The following is a 19126-nucleotide window of genomic DNA, read 5'->3' on the forward strand; positions in this document are numbered from 1 at the left end:
TCACTTCTTCACCATCGCGCACGCCGGGTCCGGCGGCCCGAAGGCCTTGTCGCCGGAAATGGTGCTGAGGATCTTGTAATAGTCCCACGGATATTTGCTCTCCTCCGGCGTCTTCACCTGCACCAGCCAGAGGTCGTGCACCATCAGATTGTCATCGCGTAGGCGGCCGTTGCGGGCGAAGAAATCCTCGACCGGCGTCTCGCGCATTTTCGCCGCGACCTTGAGCGGATCGTCGGTGCCGGCCGCCTTGATGGCGTTGAGATAGTGCATCACGCTGGAATAGACGCCGGCCTGCCACATCGTCGGCATCTTGTTCATCTTGGCGAAATAGCGCTTCGACCATTCGCGCGTCTTGTCGTCCATGTCCCAGTAAAACGATGTCGTCAGCAACAGGCCCTGGGCTGCCTGCAGGCCGAGGCCGTGGATATCGGTGATCAGCGCGAGCAGCGCGGCCATCTGCTGGCCGCCCTTGAACACGCCGAACTCCGAGCCGGTCTTGATCTCGTTCATGTTGTTGGGCGGGCCGGCCGCAATGCCGATGATCTTGGCCTTGGAGGCCTGTGCCTGCAGCACGAAGGAGGAGAGGTCCGGCGTCGCCAGCGGCGGCTTCACCGAGCCCAGCACCTTGCCGCCGTTGGCGGTGATGACGCTGGAGGCATCGCGCTCCAGCGAGTGGCCGAAGGCGTAGTCGTCGGTGATGAAGAACCAGCTGTCGCCTCCGCGCTTGACCACCGCATCCGCGGTGCCGACCGCGAGCGCGCGGGTGTCGAACACCCATTGCATCGCGTAGGGCGAGCAGAACTTGCCGTGGAAGTCCGCGGTGCCGGTGGAGTGGGTGATGAACAGCCGCTTTTTCTCGTTGGCGATGTTCTGCACCGCGAGGCCGACGGCCGAGACCGGCACGTCGACGATCAGGTCGACCTGGTCGACGTCGTACCAGCGCCGCGCGATCGCAGCGCCGATGTCGGCCTTGAGCTGGTGGTCGCCGATCACGATGCTGATCGGTTTGCCGAGCACGGTGCCGCCGAAATCGTCGATCGCCATCTGCGCTGCCGTCACCGAGCCCTGACCGGTCGGAGCCGAAGCCGGGCCGTTCATGTCGGTGAGCACGCCGATCTTGACGATGTCGTCGGACACCTGCGCCGACGCCGTGTCCGGCAGCAGCGCCGCCATCAAGGCGGCCGCGACCGGCAGTCCAAATCTCGTTGGATTCACGCTTGTCCTCCCCTGATCCGGCTCGTTGGCCGAAAGTTGCCTGTGCCGGGTATGGCCCGGCTGAATTGGTTTCTTTTGCAACTATTTTGGGGTGGGCGTCAATCTCAGGCCGCGAAGCGGATCTGGCCGGCGGGCGAGGGGTCGTAGCCGGTCAGCTCCTCGGCGCGCTGGCGCAGCCGCCGTTCACTCAGGAACCGGATCAGGGCTTGCATGGCAGGGCGGAAATAGCTGCGCTGCCGCATCGCGAGATCAAGGTTTTCCCAGACCAGCGGTACGAAATCGAGCCCCGCCGAGCGTGCCGCCGCGCGCGTCGCGACGCCGCAATCGGCTAGTCCGGCGCGGACCACTTCCGCGAGATCTGGTCCGGTGAGGGCCGGCGTCTCCACCCGGCGCAAATCGCGCATCGAGGCGCCTGCGCGCGTCAACAGCACGTCGAGCAACATTTGCGCGCCGGTTCCCTGTTGCCGCATCGCCATCCGGGCGCCGAGTGCGAGCACGTCGGCGAGCCCGCGCACCCGCTTGGGATTGCCCGGCGGCAGCACGAGACCCTGCTCGCGTCGCACGAAGGCCACCAGCAGCGCATCATGCAGGTCGGGCGCGCCCCGTAGCGCCGTCACGCTGGCGTCGGCGGCGAGATTGCCCTCGGCATCGAGGCTGTGGAAGTGCACCGCGACGGCCATCACCTCGTCGCGTTGCAGCCGCTCGAGCCCGCGCGCGCTGCCTTCGGTCATCGATCCCAGACCCGAGCCGGATTCGCGCAGGCTCCAATCCAGAAGCTCGTCCTGGCTGCCGCCCACAACCGGCGGTGGCTCGGCAATCAGCATGCCGGCCGGACGCGCCATTCCCGACAGCACCCAGAGATCGAGCTCGTGCCGCGGGAAGAGCCACTTACCGGTTACCTTGGTGCAGGGGATCGCGCCGTTGGTGACGAGTTCATAGAGCTTGCGTTCGCCGAGACGGAGATAGTCAGCGGCTTCGCTGGTCGTCAGGAATTCCATCCTGCATTCCTATGCAAATTCTTGCTTCTTTTTGGCGTTCAACGCAGGTGGAATTCTGCACTCAACTTTCTTTGCGAACCATGCCCGATGATCTCGTTGCTTTGCAACACATCCCGACGCGTGTTTTGATTTTGGTTGACGATCTTGCGAGGCTCGAATGGCGTGAGCCTTGCGCCCGCTTTGTCGGTGTGATTGCGGTCAACGAGCCGGCTGATTGATTGCCGAAAATTCCCGGCTTGCTCGCTTCGGCACGCAATGTATCGCGAACTTGCCCTTTGGTAGTGGCCAAAGCCAAACTCTATTTCCTGTTGCCCGTGCAGCGAGCAAGATCGTCACGAGTGCGGCGCAATCGATCATCATGATCGGGTCGTATTCAAGGGAACCCCGCATGGCTGTTCGCCGACTGACTTTTGCATTTGCGCTTCTCTGCGGCCTCGGCGGGAGCATTTCGGCCTCGTTTGCCGAGGAGCGCGCTATCGTCCTGGCCTCGACGACGTCGACGCAGGAGTCGGGGCTGCTCGATTATTTGCTGCCGATCTTCCGCGACAAGTCCGGCATCGAGGTGACCGTGATCGCACGGCGCGCCGATCAGGTGCTCGACGGTGCGCGGCGCGGCGAGGCCGACGTGGTGCTGATGCATGCGCGGCCGCTGGAGGAGAAGTTCGTCGCTGACGGTTTTGCATCGAAGCGCTTCGACGTGATGTACAACGACTATCTGCTGATCGGACCGAAGAGTGATCCCGCAGGCGTCAAGGGCAAGGACATCGCCACTGCGCTGAAAGCGATCGAGGCCAAGGGGGCGTCGTTCGTGACGCGCGGCGATCGTTCCGGCACTCACGCGGCGGAGCTCGCGCTCTGGATCGTCGCCGGCATCGACATCGCCAGCGCCAAGGGTGCCTGGTATCGCGAGAACGGGCCCGGCATGACGGCCGCCTTCGACGCCGCACGCGCGGCGAATGCGTATGTGCTCACGGATCGCGCCAGCTGGATCGCCTTCAAGGACCGCGGCGATCTCGACATCGTCGTGGAGGGCGACAAGCGGCTGCTCAACCAATACGGCGTCATGCTGGTGAACCCCGAGAAGCATCCGAGTGTCCGAAAGGAACTGGGCCAGATCTTCGTCGACTGGTTGATCTCGTCTGAGGGGCAGGCAGCGATCGCCGGCTACAAGGTCGACGGGCAGCAGGTGTTCTTTCCGAATGCGGACAAATCAGGAGGTTGATGGTCGAAGCGCGAGCGGTTGCCAAATTGAGCGATGCGTGATCCATCATGAGGCATGACCCAGCGCCTGCCGCCCTCGCTCACGCCGCTCGACACCGCGCTCGCCGCGCTGCTGGAGGCCGTTGACCCGGTCGCGCCGGTGGATTTGCCATTGGCTGAAGCGGCCGGCTGTATCGCCGCGGGAATGCCGTTGCTGCCAGCCTATCCACCGCGCGACATCGCCGCCGTGGATGGCTGGGCGTTGCGCGCCAACGATCTCGTCGGCGCGTCCTCCTATTCGCCGGTGCCTCTGACCGAGCTTCCGGCGTGGGTCGACGCTGGCGACGCGATGCCGGCGGGGTGCGATTGCGTTCTCGATGTTGGCGCCGTCGAGGTGTCGGGCCCGCTGGCCCAGGTGCTGGCGGAGGGCGTTCCTGGGCAAGGCGTAGGGCGTAGCGGCGGCGACATCGCGGAAGACTCGCTCGCGGCCGCGGCGGGATATCCCGTTGGCGCGGCGGCTTTGTTGCTCGCGCGTGTCGCTGGCTACGATAGACTGAGTGTCAGACGGCCGCGGCTCCGCATCGTCAACGTGCCGGGCGCGACCGCGACGATGCAGATGATCGCCGGCCTCGCGTGCGGGGCGGGACTTGATGTGAGCGCGCATGAAGTCGGATCGCGCGATGTCGCATCGATCGCGGAGGCGCTCGATGCTTCCGCCTGCGAGCTCCTGCTGACGATCGGTGGCACCGGCGTCGGTCGTGCGGACGCCGTCGTCGCGGCGCTGGTTCAGCGCGGAGCGCAGCTCAGTCATGGTGTTGCGCTCCAGCCCGGACGCACCGCAGCCTCAGGGCGGCTCGGAAAGGTTCCCGTCGTCGCCTTGCCCGGGTCACCAGCTCAGGCGCTGGCGGTCTGGTTCGCGCTGGTGCTTCCGCTGATCGATAGATTGGCGGCGCGGCAGCCGCGCTGCGCCGTGACCTTGCCGCTCGCGCGCAAGGTCGCCTCCAGCGTCGGGATCGCCGAAATCGCGCTGCTGTCCGGGGAACATAAGACGTGGATGCCGCTTGCCGTGGGCGAATGGCCGCTCCGGGCCATCGCCGGCGCCGATGCATGGCTGCTCATTCCCGCCAGCCACGAGGGATTTGCGGCGGGCGAACCGGTCGATGCTTATCTGATGCGGGAATGATATGGATTCCGCATGACGATGATCCCAAAGCCGCCAGACCGTAGCGGGCTCGAGCAGGAACAGTTTCTCAAGATCCTCTCGCGCGAGGAAGCCTTGGCGCGCTTCGAGAAGGCCCTGTTCCCGCGTGCGATCCCCAGAGAGGCGCGCAAGCTCGCCGATGCACTCGGCGGGGTGCTCGCTGAGGATATCACGGCGTCGATCGACGTACCGCCATTTGACCGTTCCAATGTCGACGGCTTTGCCGCCCGCTCGGCGGATCTAGCAATGGCCAGCGAAGCTGCGCCCGTACGGCTCGCACTGAACGGCGAGACGATTCATTGCGGCGTCGCGCCGGTGCTGCAAGTCGCGGTGGGGACCGCAACGCCGATCGCCACCGGTGGCCCGCTGCCGCGTGGTGCCGATGCCGTCGTGATGGTCGAACACACCCAGCCCGGCAGGCCCGATGGGATCGAAGTTCGTCGCGCGGTCTCGCCGGGGCAATTCGTCTCTTACGCCGGATCCGACATCGCGCGCGGCGAGGCGCTGCTGCGCGCCGGCACAATCATCGGCTCGCGTGAGATCGGCATGCTGGCGGCCTGCGGCATCGCCGAGGTGAAAGTTGCGCGGAAACCGCGTGTTGCCGTGATTTCCACCGGCGACGAGCTGGTGCAGCCCGGCGAGGCACTTGGCCCTGCCGCGATCTACGACACCAACGGCGCCATCGTCGCAGCCGCAATCGATGAGAACGGCGGCGAGGCGATCTTCCTCGGCGCCATTCCCGACAACGAAGCCAAGCTCGAAGCGGCCATGCGCCAGGCGCTGGCGGATGCCGACATGCTGGTGCTCTCCGGCGGCACGTCGAAAGGCGCGGGTGACCTGTCCCATCGCATCATTGGCCGGCTCGGCCAGCCCGGCATCATCGCACACGGCGTGGCGCTCAAGCCGGGCAAGCCGCTGTGCCTTGCGGTCTGCGACGGCAAGCCGGTGGTGATCCTGCCGGGTTTCCCGACCTCGGCGATGTTCACCTTCCACGACATGATCGTGCCGGCGCTGCGCAAAATGGCCGGCCTGCCGCCGCGCTCCGATGCCAAGGTGAGCGCGACGGTGCCAGTGCGCATCGCCTCCGAGCTTGGTCGCACCGAATTCGTCATGGTCTCACTGGTCGAAGGCAAGGACGGCCTGATCGCCTATCCCTCAGGCAAAGGCTCTGGGGCGATCACCTCCTTTGCGCAGGCCGACGGCTTTCTGCGCATCGACGCGCTCGCCGACCAGATGCCGGCCGGCACCGAGGCCGAGGTGACGCTGTTCACGCCGCATGTGCGCGTGCCCGATCTCGTCATCGTCGGCAGCCATTGCATTGGCCTCGATCTCGTCACCGCGCAGCTCGCGTCTGCGGGCCTCACGGTGCGCTCGATTGCGGTCGGCAGCCTCGGTGGGCTTGCGGCAGCAAAGCGCGGCGAATGCGATCTCGCACCGATCCACCTGTTCGACGACAAGAGCGAGACCTACAACACGCCCTATCTCGTCGACGGGCTCGAACTCGTGCCGGGTTGGCGGCGAATGCAGGGCATCGTGTTCCGGAAAGGCGATAGGCGTTTCGAGGGGCGCAGCGCGAAGCAGGCTGTTACTGCCGCACTCGCCGATCCCGCCTGCATCATGGTCAACCGTAACCAGGGCGCGGGCACGCGCATCCTGATCGACCGGCTGCTCGGGGGCGCGCGCCCGGAGGGCTATTGGAATCAGCCGCGCTCGCACAACGCGGTGGCCGCGGCCGTCGCGCAGCACCGTGCCGACTGGGGCATGACCATTGCGCCGGTCGCCCATGCGGTCGGGCTCGGTTTCATTCCCTTCGCGGAGGAGCATTATGATTTCGCGCTGGTGACGGCGCGCAAGCAGCGTCCGGCCGTGCAGGCGTTTCTCGATGCGCTCGGCTCGGACGAGGCGCGCACGGCGCTGGAGCACGCGGGCTTCCGGCCCGCATAGATGTCGACGCGGCACTCAAGCCGCGCGGAAAACAGAGGGGGACGCGATGGCAAGGCCGCTTTCGGTTGCGATCGTGGGGGCCGGCATGGGCGGGCTTGCGACCGCTGCGGCGCTCAGGCGCGTCGGCATCGACGTGATGGTCTACGAGCAGGCCTCCCGGTTCGCCCGCATCGGCGCCGGCATCCAGATCGGCTGCAATGCCATGAAGGTGCTGCGCGAGCTTGGGCTGGAGGCGCGGATGCGCCAGCACGCGTTCTATCCGCGCTCATGGAACAACCGCGACTGGAAGAGCGGTGACATCAAGTTCGACATGATCTTTGGCGAGAGCGCAGAAGAGAGGTTTGGCGCGCCCTATCTGCTGGCGCATCGTGGCGATCTCCATGCGGCGCTGGCGAGCGTGGTGCCGGATGAGTTTGTGAGGCTCAATCACAAGCTCGTCGGCCTCGACGAGACCAGCGAAGGTGTCCGGCTGAGCTTTGCCGACGGTGCCAGCGTCGTTGCCGATGCCGTGGTCGGCGCCGACGGCGTGCATTCGGCGGTGCGTGACATTTTGTTCTATACCGCGCCGGTCACATTCACCGGCCGCATTGCCTATCGCACCACCTATCCCGCCGCATTGCTCGGTGAGGCGATCGACGATTGCACCAAATGGTGGGGCGAGGATCGTCACATCGTGATCTATTACGTCAAGCCGGATCGAAGTGAGGTCTATCTCGTCACCAGCCAGCCCGAGCCGGACTTTCGCATCGAGTCCTGGTCGGCGAAGGGCGATGTGCGCGACCTGCGCGCCTCGTTCGAGGGCTTTCATCCGCAGGTTACGCAGGTGCTCGCAGCGTGTCCCGACGTGCACAAATGGGCGATCATGGATCGCGAGGCGCTCGATCGCTGGGCTGACGGCAAGGTCACGCTGTTAGGAGACGCCTGCCATCCCATGACACCCTACATGGCGCAGGGCGCGGCGATGGCGATCGAGGATGCCGCCGTGCTGTCACGCTGCCTCGACGGCGTCGACCGTGACGGCGTTGCAGATGCCTTTCGCCGCTACGAGGCGACGCGCAAGGTGCGGACCACACGGGTGCAGGAGACCTCGCGCGCCAATATCTGGCTGAAGCAGCGGACCGATACGAGCTGGGTTTACGGCTACGATGCCTGGTCGGTGCCGCTGGCGGCTTGAGCTGCCGCCTCACGGGCGCGTTCCCGCTCCTTGGCTTCCGCGAGCGCACGCTGTGCGGCTGGCGGCAAGGGCTTTGGGTCCGGAGGGACATCGACGATCTTGTCGCAGCCTGTGGCCTGTCGGCTCAGCCGTTTGGTGCGATCGATCGCGATCGAAAGGTCGAACACGAAATCGACGACTGTGAAGATGGCGTTCAGGAGGGGGTCGATCATGACTGATCCGAGGCGTGTCCCGATCGGTAGTCGCAGCTCACCTCAGCCCGGTTCGATGCTCCCATGAACTGGGATGGCCATCGCCGCGACCAAAGGCATGAGCCAGGCCATGACCGCGTTGACACCCCTTAATTTCCGCAAGATCGCCGCCCTTCTGGCGGCGGCCGGCACGCTGTTCTGGCTCTATACGTTCTATGCGATCGCCCATGTCCCGCAGGGTGACGGCACCGGCTTTCAGTGGCTCGCGGTGTTTCCGCTCGGCATGATTTTTGGGCTGTTCTTCCTGCCGGCCTGGCTGCTGGTCGCGATCAACCGGCTGCCGCGGTTCACGATCCTGGTCGGCGTTGCCGGCCTCATCGCCTTCGCGATCATCTGGGCGCAGCTTCTCAACGAATTCCCAAAATCGTAAAGCGGCTCAGGCCGCGTCATCCAGCGCCGCCAGACGCTCGGCGTCGGCGATGTCCTCGACCGTATTGGCATTGAAGAACGGGTCGATCGGCTCGGCCGCCCAGGTCACCGTCGCCAGCGGATAGCGTGCGGTCCAGCGGTCGATTTTGCGGAGATCCTCGACGACCAGTGCGTGACGCAGCTCGTTGCGCAAGGTGACGCGCCACAGGCCGATCACCGGATGCGACTGGTCGCCGGATGCGGCGACCGCGAGCTGCGCGCTCTCTCGCGTTCGTGCCTCATGCAGGCGCGCGACGAGATCGCGCGGCAGGAACGGACAGTCGCCGGCGGCGCTGAGCACCCATTCGAGGTCAGGCCGGTTCATCGCGGTCCAGTCGAGCGCGGCCAAAATGCCGGCGAGCGGGCCGGGGAAGCCGGGCACGTCGTCTGCGATGACCTGCAGGCCGAACGCGGCGAAACGCGTAGGATCGCCATTCGCGTTGAGGATCAATCCGTCGCACTGGGGTGCGAGGCGCGCGATCACGCGCTCCAAAATGGTGCGGCCGCCGATGGTCCGCATCGGCTTGTCGCCGCCGCCCATGCGGCGCGCAAGGCCACCAGCAAGCAGCACGCCTTGTGTGGCCGGAATGTCAGTCGTCACCACCTTCACCCTTGCGCTTGTGCTTCGCCGACTCTTCCTCGACGTAAGCGAGATTCTGGTCGTAGACGATCCGTTCCTCGCCCGCGAGTGCGATGAAGCGCTTTCCGCGGGTGCGTCCCACCAGCGTCAGCCCCACTTGTCTCGCGAGATCGACGCCCCAGGCTGTGAAGCCGGAGCGCGACACCAGGATTGGAATGCCCATCCGCACGGTCTTGATCACCATCTCTGAGGTGAGGCGTCCCGTGGTGTAGAGGATCTTGTCGGAAGGATCGACGCCGTGGCGGTACATCCAGCCCGCGATCTTGTCGACGGCATTGTGGCGGCCAACGTCTTCTGTGTAGCAGAGCGGCTCGCCTTCCTTGCACAGCACGCAGCCATGGATCGCGCCGGCCTCCAGATAGAGCGAGGGCATGGTGTTGATGGTCTGGGTCATCTGGTAAAGCCAGGACGTGCGCAGCTCGGCCTTCGGCAACGCGACACTCTCAACCGCCTCGAGCAGGTCGCCGAAGGCGGTGCCCTGCGCGCAGCCCGAGGTCTGGGTCCGCTTTTTCAGCTTGGCTTCGAAATTGGTGTGATGTGAGGTGCGCACGACGACGACCTGGAGGTCGTCGTCGTATTCGACCTCGGTGACGGCATCATTATATTTCAGCATGTTCTGGTTCAGCAGGTAGCCGAGCGCCAGATATTCGGGATAGTCGCCGATCGTCATCATGGTGACGATCTCCTGCGAATTCAGGTAGAGCGTCAGCGGCCGTTCCATCGGCACCTTGATCTCGACCTTGGCACCGGTCTGGTCTGTCCCGGTCACGCTCTGGGTCAGGCGGGGGTCGTCGGGGTTGGGGACAATCAGGGGTACCGGGGCTTTGTCGATCTTCATCATGGGGGCGACGTTAGCATGACAATCGGTTCAAGCCGATATAAGCATGCTCACGACGATGGAGAAGGTGGTTCCGGACGCGTGATGCAGTCGGCGGAGATTGAGTTGCGATGAAAGTCATCGGCCTTGCGGGTTGGAGTGGTGCGGGCAAGACAACGTTGTTGACGCGGCTGATTCCGCATTTCAACGCGCAGGGGTTGCGCGTCTCAGTCATCAAGCATGCGCATCACCAGTTCGACGTCGATGTGCCCGGCAAGGATTCCTGGCGCCATCGCGAGGCGGGGGCGGCTGAGGTGCTGGTGGCTTCGTCGAACCGCTGGGCCCTGATGCACGAATTGCGTGGTGCAGCCGAACCGCGGCTCCCGGAACTTTTGGGCAAATTGTCCGCCGTCGATCTCGTGGTGGTCGAAGGCTTCAAGCGCGAACCGCATCGCAAGATCGAGGTGCATCGCGCCGCTAACGACAAGCCGCTGCTGTTTCCCGACGATCCCGGCATTGCCGGAATTGCGACCGACGCCAAGGTTGAAACCCGACTGCCGACGGTCCATCTCGACGATATCGAGGCTGCCGCGGCATTGCTCCTGCGTGCGGCGATGCCGGTCGAGGAAGCAGTTGCAAGAAGCGCCGCGATGCGCTGACGAGGCACCATGGCGCAGCTATCGGATGATTGTTTTGCCTTCGGCGGACCGATGATGTCGGTCGACGAGGCCGTTGGCCTGATCGCGGCCCGCGTCAGCGCGATTGCCGATATCGAGACTGTGGCGCTGGTTGAGGCCGACGGGCGCGTGCTCGCACACGATATCGTGGCGCCGCTGCCGCTGCCGCCTTTCACCAACTCGGCTGTCGACGGCTACGCCGTGGGCAATGCCGACCTCCCCGGGAAAACAGAACAGGCATTCCCGCTCGATGGCCGCATCCAGGCTGGCGGCCTTGCGCAGGCGCCGATCAAGCCCGGCCATACGGCGCGTATCTTCACGGGCGCGCCGATGCCGCCGGGCGCCGAGACCGTCTTCATGCAGGAAGACGTTCGTATCGACGAATCAGGCAAGGTCGTGCTGCCACCCGGGCTGAAGCGAGGCGCCAATGTGCGCCCGGCTGGAGAGGATATCCCGCTGGGGCAGGTCGCTCTGCGCGCCGGCCAGCGGCTGCGGCCGCAGCATGTTGCGCTTGCCGCCGCCTTCGGTCTGACCCGGCTTGATGTCGTCAGGCGTATCCGTGTCGCCGTCTTCTCGACCGGCGACGAACTGGCCTCGCCAGGTGAGCCGCGCGCGGCCTCGCAGCTGTTCGATTCCAACCGCTTCATGCTGATGGCGATGCTGCGGCGGCTCGGCTGCGAGGTCTCCGATCTCGGCATCTTGCGCGACGAGCGTGCGTCGCTCGCGAGCGGATTGAAGCAGGTTGCGGGCCACCATGATCTGATCCTGACCACCGGCGGCGTCTCGACCGGCGAGGAAGACCACGTCAAGGCGGCGGTCGAAAGCGTCGGCTCACTCGTGCTGTGGCGGATGGCGATCAAGCCTGGCCGGCCCGTGGCGATGGGCATCATCGACGGGACACCGCTGGTCGGATTGCCTGGCAATCCCGTCGCGAGTTTCGTCACATTCGTTCATGTGGTGCGGCCGACGGTGCTGGCGCTCGCCGGCAGTTTGCCGGAACCACTGTTGCCGATCCCGCTGCGCGCGGCGTTCAGCTACAAGAAGAAGCCGGGCCGTCGCGAATATGTGCGCGTCTCCTTGCGGCGCGCGCAGGACGGCGCGCTGGAAGCCGTCAAGTTTCCGCGCGAAGGCGCCGGGTTGCTGTCATCGTTGGTGGAGACTGACGGCCTGATTGAACTGGGTGAAGGCGTCACGCGCGTCGAGCCAGGCGAGAGCGTAGGTTTCCTGTCCTACGCGGGTCTGCTCTGAAGCCCTTGCGTTGACGTCCGCGATCCCTCCCGCCATGTTGCGGTCATGACCCGAACGACGCTCGACCTCACCGGGCTGAAATGCCCGCTCCCAGCCTTGAAAACACGCAAGGCGTTGAAACCATTGCAGCCGGGCGATCAGCTCGAAGTGTACTGCACTGATCCCTTGTCGGTGATTGACATTCCGAACCTGATCCGCGAGACCGGCGATACGGTGGAGATCACCGAGCGCAACGACGCGCGCATCGTGTTCTTGATAGAAAAAGCGAATGGCTCGATAGACAGCGCCAATGCTGCGCTGCGTTCTTGAGCGCGTTACCGCGCGGATACCGACCATTTAACTATCGACATCGATCGAGGCTTCTGCCCCAATTGACTTTGCGTGCGCAGGCGCGGAGGTTGAGTCTTGTCCGCGATACGCGGGGCAGCGGGCCGCGCACGAAGCCTGCAAATCGTATCGGGCATAGACCCTCGTTCGAGGGGTTAACTTTTCAGACACGCGTGACGGATCTGGCGCGTGTCGGGTGATTGTGCGGGGCAGCAGGGACAATCGCTGTGCCGCAAGGGGCTGAGGTACACGATCGTAGCGGCAGTCTCGCTCAGAAGGGCGACTGCAGGGGGAGGGGTGCATGACGACTATCGAAGGCGCTGGAAGCATTTCAGGCGCTGGCGCGGGACTTTTCGATCGCGAACATACGGTTGCGAAGGCCGGCTTCAATCGCTGGCTGGTGCCGCCGGCCGCGCTCTGCATCCATCTCTGCATCGGCATGGCCTATGGCTTCTCGGTGTTCTGGCTGCCGTTGTCGCGTGCGATCGGCATCACGCAGAGCAAGGCGTGCCCCGACATGTCGCTGTGGCAGGAGCTGTTCACCACGACTTGCGACTGGAAGGTCGCGAGCCTGGGGTGGATGTACACCCTGTTCTTCGTGTTGCTCGGCGTCTCCGCCGCGATCTGGGGCGGCTGGCTCGAGCGCGCCGGGCCGCGCAAGGCCGGTGCCGTCGCCGCCTGCTGCTGGGGCGGCGGTCTTTTGATTGGCGCGTTCGGCGTCTATGTCCACCAGCTCTGGATCATGTGGCTTGGCTGCGGCGTGATCGGCGGTGTCGGCCTCGGCCTCGGCTACATCTCGCCGGTGTCGACGCTGGTGAAATGGTTCCCCGACCGTCGCGGCATGGCGACCGGCATGGCCATCATGGGCTTCGGCGGCGGCGCGATGATCGGTGCGCCACTCGCCAACCTGCTGATCAACTATTTCAAGACGCCGACCTCAGTCGGCGTCTGGGAGACGTTCGTCGCGATGGGCGTCATCTACTTCGTCTTCATGATGATCGGCGCGTTTGCCTATCGCGTGATCCCGGTCGGCTGGCAGCCCGAGGGCTGGACGCCACCGAGCGAAAAGAAGTCGATGATCACCGAGCACCATGTGCATCTCGACAACGCGCACAAGACGCCGCAGTTCTGGTTGATCTGGTGGGTGCTCTGCCTCAACGTGTCGGCCGGCATCGGCGTGATCGGCATGGCCTCGCCGATGTTGCAGGAGATCTTTGCCGGCAAGCTGATCGGTCTGCCCGATCTGACTTTCAGCCAGCTCTCGACTGAGCAGAAGACCGTCATCGCTGGCATCGCGGCGGGCTTTGCCGGTCTGCTATCGCTGTTCAACATCGCCGGCCGGTTCTTCTGGGCCTCGCTGTCGGACTATCTCGGCCGCAAGAACACCTACTACACGTTCTTCCTGCTCGGCATCGCGCTCTACGCACTCGCGCCGACCTTTGCGGCGATGGGCTCGAAGCTGCTGTTCGTGGTCGGCTTCGGCATCATCCTGTCGATGTATGGTGGCGGCTTCGCGACCGTGCCGGCCTATCTCGCCGACATGTTCGGCACCCAGTTCGTCGGTGCCATCCATGGCCGGCTGCTGACGGCGTGGTCGACCGCAGGCATCATCGGTCCTGTGGTGGTGAACTACATCCGAGAGTTCCAACTCGCCGCCGGTGTGCCGCGTGATCAACTCTACAACACGACCATGTACATCCTCTGCGCCATGCTGATTGCCGGCCTGATCTGCAACTATCTGATCAAGCCCGTCGATCCCAAGTGGAACATGAGCCACGAGGAAGTCGCCCGCTTGCAGGCGGCCAGCGCAAAGAGCGAAGCGGCGATCCAGCACGGCTCGTTCGGCATCGGCAGGGGCGGCCTGGACGCCAAGGCGGCATTGTTCTGGGCCTTCGTCGGCGTTCCCCTGGCCTGGGGCGTCTGGAAGACGTTGGAGAGTGCCGTCAAGATCTTCTGATCGCAATCCCACCACCGCGGGAGGCCGACACCAGCCACCCGCGGTGCTTGCCTGACAAAATGATTGAGAATGGGACCTAGGGGGATTCCTATGCTTCGTACCCGAATCTGCCTTGCCGCCATGCTGCTGGCTGCAAGCGTTCATGTCGCGTCCGCGCAGACCGCGGCGGCGCCTGCCCCGGCCGCGGCGACCGAAGCCAAGCCGGGCAAGATCAAGCTCACGATGCAGAAGCTCAAGGACATGAAGGCCAAGTGGTCGGCCAACAAGCCGAAGCTCAAGGCCTGCCGCGGCGAGGTGAAATCTAAGGGCCTGACCGGCGATGACCGCTGGTTCTACATCGAAGAGTGCATGAACAAGAGCTGAGTCCAGGTTCCCGCGAAGAGTTTGGGGTGAAGGGCATGGGGCTCGTTGGCCGCATGCCCCTTAAATGCTTATCTAAACGACGAAATTCTCTTGGCATCTGGTATGCCAAAGGTTAGGGTTGGACGTGTTCTAAAGAAGGTTTACGAGACGATCGATGAGCCACGACGTGCATGAGGTCCGCTCGTTCGAGCATCCGGGCGAGGGACGGAAGCGAGCCAAGGCCACGCCCAAGGGCCGCCAAGTCGACCCGACCGCCTCGCATGAGATCGAGCAATTGCTCGGCGATCGCCCGCGGCGGCGCGATCTTCTGATCGAATATCTCCACCTGATCCAGGACAAGTATCGCCGGATATCGGCCGCCCATCTCGCCGCGCTTGCCGACGAGATGAAGCTTGCCTTTGCCGAAGTGTTCGAGACCGCCACCTTCTATGCGCATTTCGATGTGGTGAAGGAAGGCGAGCCTGACGTCGCGCCGCTGACGATCCGCGTTTGCGACTCGCTCACCTGCGCCATGCTCGGCGGTGAGAAGCTGCTCGAGGATCTGCAGAGCGCGTCCGGTCCCGGCATCCGGGTCGTGCGCGCACCCTGCGTCGGCCGCTGCGATACGGCGCCGGCCGCGGAAGTCGGGCACAATTTCGTCGACTATGCCACCGTCGCCAACGTGATGGCGGCGGCGAAGGCCGGCGAGACCCACGCGCATCTGCCCAAGTACATGGACTACGACGCCTATGTCGCCGGCGGCGGCTACAAGCTGCTGGGGCGTGTGCGCTCCGGCGAACTGTCGAAGGACGATCTGCTGAAGGGGCTCGATGACGCCTCGTTGCGCGGCCTCGGCGGCGCCGGCTTCCCGACGGGTCGCAAATGGCGCGCGGTGCTCGGTGAGCCCGGTCCGCGGCTGATGGCGATCAACGGCGACGAAGGCGAACCCGGCACGTTCAAGGATCGCTATTATCTCGAGACCGATCCGCACCGTTTCATCGAGGGCATGCTGATCGGCGCGCATGTGGTGCAGGCCTCCGACGTTTACATCTATCTGCGCGACGAATATCCGGCTTCGCGCGAGATTCTCGAGCGGGAGATCGCGAAGCTTCCCGCGGGCGGCCCGACGCTGCACATGCGCCGCGGCGCCGGCGCCTATATCTGCGGTGAAGAGTCCTCGCTGCTCGAAAGCATCGAGGGCAAGCGCGGCCTGCCGCGGCACAAGCCGCCTTATCCGTTCCAGGTCGGCCTGTTCGGCCTGCCGACGCTGATCAACAACATCGAGACGTTGTGGTGGGTGCGCGACATCATCGAGAAGGGCGCCGACTGGTGGAAGGGCAATGGCCGCCACGAGCGCCATGGCCTGCGCAGCTTCTCGGTCTCCGGCCGCGTCAAGAACCCCGGCATGAAACTCGCGCCTGCGGGCATCACCGTACGCGAGTTGATCGACGAATATTGCGGCGGCATGGCCGACGGCCATCAGTTCTATGCATATCTTCCGGGCGGCGCGTCCGGCGGCATTCTGCCGGCCATGATGGACGACATCCCGCTCGATTTCGGTACGCTGGAGAAATACGGCTGCTTCATCGGCTCGGCCGCGATCGTGATCCTGTCGCAGAAGGACAGCGTTCGTGCCGCCGCGCTGAACCTGATGAAGTTCTTCGAGGATGAGAGCTGCGGCCAGTGTACGCCGTGCCGCGTCGGAACCCAGAAGGCGGCACAGCTGATGCAGAAGCCGGTCTGGAACCGCGCGCTGCTGGAGGAATTGAGCCAGGCGATGCGTGATGCCTCGATCTGCGGGCTCGGACAGGCGGCATCGAATCCGTTGTCCTCCGTGATCAAATATTTCCCTGACGAGTTCAAGGACGCGGCCGAATGACTAAAATTACGTTCGAGCTCGACGGCAAGCAGGTCGAGGCCAAACCCGGCGAGACGATCTGGCAAGTCGCAAAACGTCAGGGCCGCGAGATCCCGCATCTGTGCTATTCGCCCGCGCCGGACTATCGCCCCGACGGCAATTGTCGCGCCTGCATGGTCGAGATCGAGGGCGAACGTGTACTTGCCGCCTCCTGCAAACGCACGCCGTCGGTCGGCATGAAGGTGAAGACCGAATCCGCGCGCGCGGTCTCCGCACAGAAGATGGTGATGGAGCTGCTGGTCGCTGACCAGCCGGCGCGCGAGACCTCGCACGATCCGGATTCGAAGTTCTGGCATTGGGCCGAGACAACGGGCGTCACCGAGAGCCGCTTCCCCGCCGCCGAGCGCTGGGAGACCGACGCCAGCCATCCGGCGATGCGCGTCAATCTCGATGCCTGCATTCAGTGCGGCCTCTGCGTGCGTGCCTGCCGCGAGGTTCAGGTCAACGACGTCATCGGCATGGCCTACCGCAATCACGGCGCCAAGATCGTGTTCGACTTCGACGATCCCATGGGCGAGTCCACATGCGTCGCCTGCGGCGAGTGCGTGCAGGCATGCCCGACCGGCGCGCTGATGCCGGCCGTGATGCTCGACGACAAGCAGACCCGCGTCACCTATGCCGACAAGAAGGTGGATTCGCTCTGCCCGTTCTGCGGCGTGGGCTGCCAGGTGACCTACGAGGTCAAGGACGAGAAGGTGATCTATGCCGAGGGCCGCGACGGCCCCGCCAATCACAACCGTCTTTGCGTCAAGGGCCGCTTCGGCTTCGACTACATCCACCATCCGCATCGCCTGACCAAGCCGCTGGTGCGGCTGCCGAATGCGAAGAAGGATTCCAACGATCAGGTCGACCCCGCCAATCCCTTCACCCATTTCCGTGAAGCGAGCTGGGATGAAGCGCTCGACATCGCCGCCAAGGGCCTCGTCAGGATCCGCGACGAGAAGGGCGTGAAGGCGTTGGCCGGCTTCGGCTCGGCCAAGGGCTCGAACGAAGAGGCCTATCTGTTCCAGAAGCTGGTGCGCACCGGCTTTGGTTCGAACAATGTCGACCACTGCACCCGTCTGTGCCATGCCTCGTCAGTCGCCGCGCTGTTCGAGGGCCTGAGCTCGGGCGCGGTGTCGGCACCGTTCTCGGCCGCGATGGACGCAGAGGTCATCATCGTGATCGGCGCCAACCCGACCGTGAACCATCCGGTCGCCGCGACCTTCATCAAGAACGCGGTCAAGCAGAACGGCGCCAAGCTGTTCGTGATGGATCCGCGCCGGCAGACGCTGTCGCGTCATGCGACCAAGCATCTGCAGTTCAAGCCGGGCTCCGACGTCGCCATGCTGAACGCGATGATCAACACCATCATCACCGAAGGCTTGACTGACGACCAGTACATCGCCGGCTACACCGAGGGCTTCGAAGACCTCAAGGAGAAGATCAAGGAGTTCACGCCGGAGAAGATGGAAGCGATCTGCGGCATCCCGGCGCAGACGCTGCGCGAGGTCGCGCGTACGTATGCGCGTGCCAAATCCTCGATCATCTTCTGGGGTATGGGGATCAGCCAGCACGTCCACGGGACCGACAATGCGCGCTGCCTGATTGCGCTGGCGCTGATCACCGGCCAGGTCGGACGCCCCGGCACAGGCCTGCATCCGCTGCGCGGCCAGAACAACGTGCAGGGCGCCTCTGACGCCGGCCTGATCCCGATGTTCCTGCCGGACTACCAGCCGGTCGGCCGTGACGATCTGCGCGGCAGTTTCGAAAAGCTTTGGCAGCAGGATCTCGATCCCGTCCGCGGCCTGACCGTGGTCGAGATCATGAATGCGATCCACGCTGGCGAGATCAAGGGCATGTATATCGAGGGCGAGAACCCCGCGATGTCCGATCCCGATCTGCAGCACGCGCGCCAGGCGCTCGCCATGCTCGATCATCTCGTGGTGCAGGATCTCTTCGTCACCGAGACCGCGTTCCACGCCGATGTCATCCTGCCGGCCTCGGCTTTCGCGGAGAAGGACGGCTCGTTCACCAACACCGATCGCCGGGTGCAGCTCGCGCGTCAGGTGATCAAGCCGCCCGGCGATGCGCGGCAGGATCTCTGGATCATCCAGGAGATCGGCAAGCGCATGGGCCTGCCCTGGAACTACTCCGGTCCCGGCGAGGTCTACACAGAGATGGCGGAGCTGATGCCCTCGCTCAAAAACATCAGCTGGGAGCGGCTGGTGCGCGAAGGCGCTGTCACCTATCCGGCCGACGATCCCAACAAGCCCGGCAATGAGATCATCTTCACCACGGGCTTCCCGACCGCGAGTGGCCGCGGCAAGATCGTGCCGGCTCATGTCATCCCGCCGGACGAGATTCCGGACGATGAATATCCGATGGTGCTGTCGACCGGCCGCGTGCTGGAGCACTGGCACACCGGCTCGATGACGCGCCGGGCGCAGGTGCTCGACCAGATCGAGCCGGAGGCGGTTGCGTTCATGTCGCCGAAGGACATGCGCAAGAAGCAGCTCGCGCCCGGCGACTTCATTCGCCTCGAAACCCGCCGCGGCGCGGTCGAGGTCAAGGTCCGCTCCGACCGCGACGTACCGGAGAACATGGTGTTCATGCCATTCTGCTACGCGGAAGCGGCAGCGAACCTGTTGACCAATCCGGCACTCGATCCGTTCGGAAAAATCCCGGAATTCAAGTTCTGCGCGGCGAGGGCCGAACGCGCGGAGATGCGGGACGCGGCGGAGTAGGCTTCGCAGTCCGTGGTCACGGTGGCCGAGTAATCCCCAGTCGTCGTCCCGGCGAAGGCCGGGACCCACCGCGGAATCCATCG

At 64.7% G+C, this 19126-nt stretch carries 17 protein-coding genes; 12 read left to right on the forward strand and 5 right to left on the reverse strand.

The genetic code is table 11. From position 1 onward, the window contains the following. Together JQ587_RS24270 and JQ587_RS24275 are read right to left on the reverse strand one after the other, a co-directional pair. On the reverse strand, positions 1–1215 hold the full coding sequence (locus tag JQ587_RS24270) for an ABC transporter substrate-binding protein (RefSeq protein WP_212299911.1): 1215 nt from the start codon (positions 1213–1215) through the stop codon (positions 1–3). A gap of 104 nt (positions 1216–1319) precedes the next feature. Further along, positions 1320–2213 carry a substrate-binding domain-containing protein gene (locus JQ587_RS24275; protein ID WP_212426951.1) on the reverse strand — a complete coding sequence of 298 codons (894 nt, stop codon included), beginning with the start codon at positions 2211–2213 and terminating at the stop codon, positions 1320–1322. Positions 2214–2601: 388 nt separating this feature from the next. Between JQ587_RS24275 and JQ587_RS24280 the strand changes: the two genes are divergently transcribed. The 4 genes from JQ587_RS24280 to JQ587_RS24295 are packed head-to-tail and all read left to right on the forward strand — an operon-like array spanning position 2602 to position 7732. Continuing rightward, positions 2602–3435, forward strand: a complete 834-nt coding sequence (locus JQ587_RS24280) for an ABC transporter substrate-binding protein (protein WP_212426952.1) — start codon at positions 2602–2604, stop codon at positions 3433–3435. A gap of 54 nt (positions 3436–3489) precedes the next feature. After that, a complete protein-coding gene (locus JQ587_RS24285; RefSeq protein WP_212426953.1) occupies positions 3490–4596 on the forward strand; it encodes a molybdopterin-binding protein in 1107 nt (368 codons plus the stop codon). Positions 4597–4608: 12 nt separating this feature from the next. Then, positions 4609–6558 carry a molybdopterin biosynthesis protein gene (locus tag JQ587_RS24290; protein WP_212426954.1) on the forward strand — a complete coding sequence of 650 codons (1950 nt, stop codon included), beginning with the start codon at positions 4609–4611 and terminating at the stop codon, positions 6556–6558. Positions 6559–6604: 46 nt separating this feature from the next. Further along, positions 6605–7732, forward strand: coding sequence for an FAD-dependent monooxygenase (locus JQ587_RS24295; RefSeq protein ID WP_212426955.1), 1128 nt, complete (start codon positions 6605–6607; stop codon positions 7730–7732). Here JQ587_RS24295 and JQ587_RS24300 read toward each other — a convergent pair. Continuing rightward, complete coding sequence (locus JQ587_RS24300) at positions 7699–7944, reverse strand: hypothetical protein (protein ID WP_212426956.1); 246 nt, start codon at positions 7942–7944, stop codon at positions 7699–7701. The two genes, JQ587_RS24295 and JQ587_RS24300, sit on opposite strands and share 34 nt — an antisense overlap. Positions 7945–8017: 73 nt before the next feature. On the opposite strand from JQ587_RS24300, the gene JQ587_RS24305 reads away from it, so the two are divergent. Further along, entirely contained in the window at positions 8018–8353 is a 336-nt protein-coding gene (locus JQ587_RS24305) for a hypothetical protein (protein ID WP_249154492.1), read from the forward strand. A 6-nt stretch (positions 8354–8359) separates the two neighbouring features. Here JQ587_RS24305 and mobA read toward each other — a convergent pair whose 3' ends face one another. Next, the gene (gene mobA / locus JQ587_RS24310) at positions 8360–8995 is read right to left on the reverse strand and encodes a molybdenum cofactor guanylyltransferase MobA (protein ID WP_212299903.1); all 636 of its coding nucleotides are present in this window, start codon (positions 8993–8995) and stop codon (positions 8360–8362) included. Continuing rightward, positions 8982–9872 (reverse strand): formate dehydrogenase accessory sulfurtransferase FdhD, encoded by an 891-nt coding sequence (gene fdhD / locus JQ587_RS24315; protein ID WP_212299902.1) that lies wholly within the window; start codon positions 9870–9872, stop codon positions 8982–8984. Before fdhD ends, mobA begins: the two co-directional genes overlap by 14 nt. A gap of 107 nt (positions 9873–9979) precedes the next feature. Between fdhD and mobB the strand changes: the two genes are divergently transcribed. From mobB to fdhF, 7 genes are all read left to right on the forward strand, one after another. Then, complete coding sequence (gene mobB / locus JQ587_RS24320; RefSeq protein WP_212299901.1) at positions 9980–10507, forward strand: molybdopterin-guanine dinucleotide biosynthesis protein B; 528 nt, start codon at positions 9980–9982, stop codon at positions 10505–10507. Positions 10508–10516: 9 nt separating this feature from the next. Next, positions 10517–11773, forward strand: a complete 1257-nt coding sequence (locus tag JQ587_RS24325) for a molybdopterin molybdotransferase MoeA (protein WP_212426957.1) — start codon at positions 10517–10519, stop codon at positions 11771–11773. A gap of 45 nt (positions 11774–11818) precedes the next feature. After that, the gene (locus JQ587_RS24330) at positions 11819–12082 is read left to right on the forward strand and encodes a sulfurtransferase TusA family protein (protein ID WP_212299899.1); all 264 of its coding nucleotides are present in this window, start codon (positions 11819–11821) and stop codon (positions 12080–12082) included. A gap of 319 nt (positions 12083–12401) precedes the next feature. Continuing rightward, positions 12402–14057, forward strand: a complete 1656-nt coding sequence (locus tag JQ587_RS24335; RefSeq protein WP_212299898.1) for an OFA family MFS transporter — start codon at positions 12402–12404, stop codon at positions 14055–14057. Positions 14058–14147: 90 nt separating this feature from the next. After that, positions 14148–14420 (forward strand): hypothetical protein, encoded by a 273-nt coding sequence (locus JQ587_RS24340; protein ID WP_212426958.1) that lies wholly within the window; start codon positions 14148–14150, stop codon positions 14418–14420. Positions 14421–14574: 154 nt separating this feature from the next. Further along, complete coding sequence (locus tag JQ587_RS24345; RefSeq protein ID WP_212426959.1) at positions 14575–16278, forward strand: NADH-ubiquinone oxidoreductase-F iron-sulfur binding region domain-containing protein; 1704 nt, start codon at positions 14575–14577, stop codon at positions 16276–16278. After that, positions 16275–19043 (forward strand): formate dehydrogenase subunit alpha, encoded by a 2769-nt coding sequence (fdhF, locus tag JQ587_RS24350; RefSeq protein WP_212426960.1) that lies wholly within the window; start codon positions 16275–16277, stop codon positions 19041–19043. The genes JQ587_RS24345 and fdhF overlap by 4 nt, the downstream gene beginning before the upstream one ends. Positions 19044–19126: the final 83 nt, after the last annotated feature.

The sequence above is a fragment of the Bradyrhizobium manausense genome (assembly GCF_018130615.1).
In the GTDB taxonomy this organism is placed as follows: Bacteria; Pseudomonadota; Alphaproteobacteria; order Rhizobiales; family Xanthobacteraceae; genus Bradyrhizobium; species Bradyrhizobium manausense_A.